This is a genomic window from uncultured Methylobacterium sp., from assembly GCF_964251405.1.
In the GTDB taxonomy this organism is placed as follows: Bacteria; Pseudomonadota; Alphaproteobacteria; order Rhizobiales; family Beijerinckiaceae; genus Methylobacterium.
Map to the genome: position 1 here is coordinate 56,999 of NZ_CAXUJR010000004.1, position 3,388 is coordinate 60,386.

General features: G+C 66.9%; 5 protein-coding genes and 1 pseudogene. 5 read left to right on the forward strand and 1 reads right to left on the reverse strand.

Going from position 1 to position 3,388, the window contains the following annotated elements; genetic code table 11:
- Positions 1-19: 19 nt before the first annotated feature.
- From ACFE7U_RS01880 to folK, 5 genes are all read left to right on the forward strand, one after another.
- Positions 20-679, forward strand: coding sequence for a hypothetical protein (locus tag ACFE7U_RS01880; RefSeq protein WP_375408041.1), 660 nt, complete (start codon positions 20-22; stop codon positions 677-679).
- Positions 660-1,031, forward strand: a complete 372-nt coding sequence (locus tag ACFE7U_RS01885; protein WP_375408028.1) for a hypothetical protein — start codon at positions 660-662, stop codon at positions 1,029-1,031. Before ACFE7U_RS01880 ends, ACFE7U_RS01885 begins: the two co-directional genes overlap by 20 nt.
- A 149-nt stretch (positions 1,032-1,180) precedes the next feature.
- The gene (gene folP, locus ACFE7U_RS01890) at positions 1,181-2,047 is read left to right on the forward strand and encodes a dihydropteroate synthase (RefSeq protein ID WP_375408042.1); all 867 of its coding nucleotides are present in this window, start codon (positions 1,181-1,183) and stop codon (positions 2,045-2,047) included.
- On the forward strand, positions 2,044-2,427 hold the full coding sequence (folB, locus tag ACFE7U_RS01895) for a dihydroneopterin aldolase (protein ID WP_375408029.1): 384 nt from the start codon (positions 2,044-2,046) through the stop codon (positions 2,425-2,427). The genes folP and folB overlap by 4 nt, the downstream gene beginning before the upstream one ends.
- A complete protein-coding gene (gene folK, locus ACFE7U_RS01900) occupies positions 2,424-2,900 on the forward strand; it encodes a 2-amino-4-hydroxy-6-hydroxymethyldihydropteridine diphosphokinase (protein ID WP_375408030.1) in 477 nt (158 codons plus the stop codon). The genes folB and folK overlap by 4 nt, the downstream gene beginning before the upstream one ends.
- A 38-nt stretch (positions 2,901-2,938) precedes the next feature.
- On the opposite strand, the pseudogene ACFE7U_RS01905 reads toward folK, so the two are convergent.
- Positions 2,939-3,388 (reverse strand): annotated as a pseudogene (locus ACFE7U_RS01905) (quinoprotein dehydrogenase-associated putative ABC transporter substrate-binding protein); the annotation flags it as partial.

The window sequence follows — 3,388 nt, forward strand, 5'->3', positions numbered from 1 at the left end:
CCTCCTCGCTTCGCCCGTGATGGCGCAAGGCTCACCACCCACCGATGCTCCCGCGGTGGTGAAGGCCAATACGGGTGTGCCGAACGCGTCCGACGTGCTGTTCGAGCAGCCGCAGATGAAGAATGTCGCGCCTGGCACGACGCTGACCTACGGATACCTGCGCCGCAGCGGCATCGAGAAAGGTCCCTTCGGACCGACCCTCGACGATCGGATCAAGCTGACCATCGAGCCCGGCTCCACGGCCGACAACCGCACCATCCGAGTCCAGATGTTCTCCGGCGCCAACCGCTTCCCGGCCGGCCCGTTCGAGGACATGCCGGGCAATCCGGTGATGACGCTGTTCCTGGAGCATCATCTCACCGATCTTTCACGCGTTCTGAAGGCCAACCCGCGCTATCTCAAGAATGCGATCCGCAAATCCCTGCGCGAGAATGCGGCGGTGACGCCGGTCGAGGCCACCTTCAAGGGGAAGGCCGTCCAGGCATGGCGCATCGAGACGCAGCCCTTCGTGGAGGACAGGATGAAAGACCGCATGCGCGGTCTCTCGAACCTGACCTATGTCTTCGTGACGTCCGAGGCCGTCCCCGGCGAGCTGCTCTCCATCGAGGCGGTATCGAAGAACGCGGAGGGCGGTGACCTCCTCGAGGAGAAGCTGAGCTATGATCAGAACGCTGGTTGAGCGCGCCATCGGCGCCGCTTTCGGTTTGGCCCTGCTGGCGGCCCCTGCCCTGTCCGTCGAGTTCGAGAACGATTACCCGACCGAGGCGCGGGCCGACTACATCTTCGGCTGCATGGCGGCCAATGGGCAGTCCCGCGAGGCGCTCTCGCGCTGCTCGTGCTCGCTGGACGCCCTCGCCTCGATCCTGACATACGACAAGTACGTCCAGGCGAGCACGGTGCTCTCCATGCGCCAGGGCATCGGAGCGCGGACCGCACAGTTCAAGACCACCAAGGTCTTCGACGATCAGGTCGCCGACCTGCGCCGTGCCCAGGCCGAGGCGGAGATCCGCTGCTATCGCGGCGGCAAGTAGCCCCTTCGGCGGGATCCGCGCATCCTCGGCCCTTCGGCTGGGCGCGATGGCGCGGCTGTCTTCGCCCTTGCGCCATCGCGAATTAGGACGGATGAGACGGGAGTGAATACCGCCGGGCCGTCGAACAGCCCTGCCACTCCCGAAGCCCGATCCGTCGAGATGCCGTGACCCCTCCCTCTCGCTGCCTGGCGAACCTGCTTCCCGACCTGGGACGTCGCACCCTCGTGATGGGCATCCTCAACGTCACGCCGGATTCCTTCTCCGACGGCGGACGTTTCGCGAGCCTCGACGCCGCCCGCGAGCAGGCCGGGGCGATGGTCGCCGAGGGGGCCGCGCTCGTCGATATCGGCGGCGAATCCACCCGCCCTGGCCATGTCCCGGTGCCGGCCGATGAGGAGCAGGCCCGCATCCTCCCGGTCATCCGCGACCTGAGCCGCCGCCTCTCTGTTCCGATCTCGGTGGACACCTACAAGGCCTCGACCGCGCGGGTCGCCCTGGAAGCGGGTGCGGCCATCGTCAACGACGTCTGGGGTCTGCAGCGCGAGCCGGAGATCGCCGTCGTGGCCGCCGCCCACGGCGCGCCCGTGATGATCATGCACAACCGCGATTCCATTGATCCGGCGATCGACATCGTCTCCGACATTTTGGGCTTCTTCGAGCGCTCGCTGGACATCGCCCGCCGGGCCGGGATCGCCGAGAGCGACATCGTCCTCGATCCTGGCATCGGCTTCGGCAAGAGCTGGGCGCAGCATCTCGAAGCCCTGCGTCGGCTGCCCGAGATCCGCGCGCTCGGCTTTCCGGTCCTCGTCGGCGTCTCGCGCAAGTCCCTGCTCGGGCGGGTGCTGGACGCCGAGACGAGGCCGGTGGATCGGCTGTTCGGCTCGATCGCGAGCCATGTCCTCTCGGCGACGCTGGGCGCCGATATCGTGCGCGTCCACGACGTGCGCGCCCATGTCGATGCCTTGCGCATCGTCGACGCCGTCATGCGCCCCGTTCCCGAGTCGATCCGCGCATGACCGACCGCATCCTCGTCGAACGCATTGCCGTCTTCGCCTATCACGGCCTCCTGGCCGAGGAGGCCCGAATCGGGCAGCGCTTCTATATCTCGCTCGACTGCGCCCTTGATCTCAGTGCCGCCGGGCGGTCCGATGACGTCGCTCAGACGGTGAGCTATGCCGACCTCACGGCCATCGTCGTGCGCATCGCCACCGAGCGGCGCTTCGCGTTGATCGAGGCCCTGGCCGAGGCCATTGCGGCCGAGATCCTCGACGGCTTCTCCCTCGTCGACGCGGTCGAGGTGCGGGTCGATAAGCCGAGTGCACCCGTCCCGGCCGTGATCGACCAGGTTTCCATCGCGATCACGCGGCATCGCCGGATCGCTCCGGGCCCGGCATGAGCACGGCCTATCTCGGCCTCGGCAGCAATATCGGTGACAAGGCGGCGACGCTGGCGGAGTCGGTCGCTCGGCTCGCCGTGACGCCGGGCATCCGGATCACCGCGCGGTCGAGCGATTATCGGACGCCACCCTGGGGGGACACCGACCAAGATTGGTTCCTCAACGCCGCCGTGGCCGTCGACACGACGTTGAGCCCCCACGCATTGCTCGAAGCAGGGCTGGCCATCGAGACCGCCCTCGGTCGTGTTCGCGAGCGCCGCTGGGGGCCGCGCGTCATCGATATCGACGTCCTGTTCTACGAAGGCGCCGCTGTCGACGACGCGCGGCTCGTGTTGCCGCATCGGTTCGTGCGGGAGAGAGCCTTCGTGCTCATGCCGCTCGCCGAGATCGCCCCTGACCTGATGATCGGTCCGGAGACCGTGGCGCAGGCCCTCTCGAAGCTCGATTGCACCGGGATTGAACGGGTGACTTGATCAAGTCACGGCCGATCCGCCGGATCGGCCGCTCAGTCTCAGGGCTTTGCCGGTTCCATGAGCGTGTTGCCTTCGTCGGTCATGAGCGGAACGTGGAACTCGCGCAGCACCGCTTCGATGTCCGCGCGGCGTTTGCGCAGCACGGTGTTGAGGCTGCGTTTCCAGTCGTTTTCCTCAAGCCGGACGCCCATGCCGATCCGAAAGCTCAAGGGAGGCCGGTCAGGCTCGTCGAGCAACGGGACCACATTCATCTCGACGCCGCTCTGGCTGGCGAGCCATCCTGCGGCCGGTCCCCAGAGTACGGCAGCGTCGAGCGTCTTCCCGGCCAGGTCGGAGACGATCTCCGCCGAAACGGTTTGGTGCTTACGGGCAGGATCGAGCTGATAGGGCGCGTAGGTCCGCATCTTGCCGATCAGGCCAATCTCACCCATCCGGGAGACCGGCGGCGTTCCGGCGATGACACCGATACTCTTGTCCTTGAGCTTGGG

Excerpts from the sequence above, each read along its gene's own strand:
- folK (WP_375408030.1), top strand. The coding sequence starts at position 2,424 with ATGAGCACGGCCTATCTCGGCCTCGGCAGCAATATCGGTGACAAGGCG.
- ACFE7U_RS01880 (WP_375408041.1), top strand. The coding sequence starts at position 20 with ATGGCGCAAGGCTCACCACCCACCGATGCTCCCGCGGTGGTGAAGGCC.
- folB (WP_375408029.1), top strand. The coding sequence starts at position 2,044 with ATGACCGACCGCATCCTCGTCGAACGCATTGCCGTCTTCGCCTATCAC.
- ACFE7U_RS01885 (WP_375408028.1), top strand. The coding sequence starts at position 660 with ATGATCAGAACGCTGGTTGAGCGCGCCATCGGCGCCGCTTTCGGTTTG.